The 742-nt window shown below is 38.4% G+C and carries 1 protein-coding gene; it reads right to left on the bottom strand.

The annotated features are described in order from the left end of the window. A partial coding sequence (locus V7659_RS04380; RefSeq protein ID WP_335538368.1) for a lyase family protein occupies nucleotides 1-324 on the bottom strand: 324 nt, incomplete at its 3' end. Nucleotides 325-742 lie beyond the last annotated feature (418 nt).

Genomic DNA, 742 nt, shown 5'->3' with positions numbered 1-742 from the left:
TAAACAGGTCCTGGAGATTGTCGTAACACCCATAAACTCTTGTGATTTTTTCTCAAGGGCATCTTGCATCTTGATCAAATGTCGGTCCAATCGATCAAAACAACGGACAATCGCCAGACGGATAGCTGTATGGCATACATCCGAAGTGGATTGGGAAGCATTTACATGGTCTACAGGATGAACAGGCATGTATGTGCCTGTAGAACCTCCCAAATTTTGATTCGCTAAATTGGCTAATACTTCATTCACATTCATATTGGTACCAATGCCGCCGCCGCCATGCAGAATATCGACAATGAACTGGTCCTGGTAATTCCCTTGTATTAATTGATCACAAGCCTTTAAAATAGCGATTCCAATAGAATCATCGAAAACNNTTCGGGATAATTTTTTAATGGCTGGCCCGAAAAAGAAAGATTTTGTACCGTTCTCATGGTTTGGATTCCGTATAATGCGGATTGAGGAATATTAATTTTGCCGAAGTGGTCAGCTTCTGTCCGTGTTCCTAACTTGTTTTCCTGGCTAATTGAAATCCCTCCCACCATACTTTTTAAGGCAAAATGCGACATAATCTCCATAGCCTCTATTCCATGAAGACCATGTTCATCATAATGTTCATATTACGAACATCAAGTTCACATAAAGAACATATGGTTATTATACGATCGAAAAAAATAGGAATCAATACAATTTTCAAAATTTTTTCAGAAAGGGTGAATTGACATTTAATGATTTGATTACG

Source organism: Neobacillus drentensis (assembly GCF_036966985.1).
GTDB lineage: Bacteria > Bacillota > Bacilli > Bacillales > Cytobacillaceae > Neobacillus > Neobacillus drentensis_E.
This window is presented reverse-complemented; position numbering and strand designations above follow the sequence as displayed.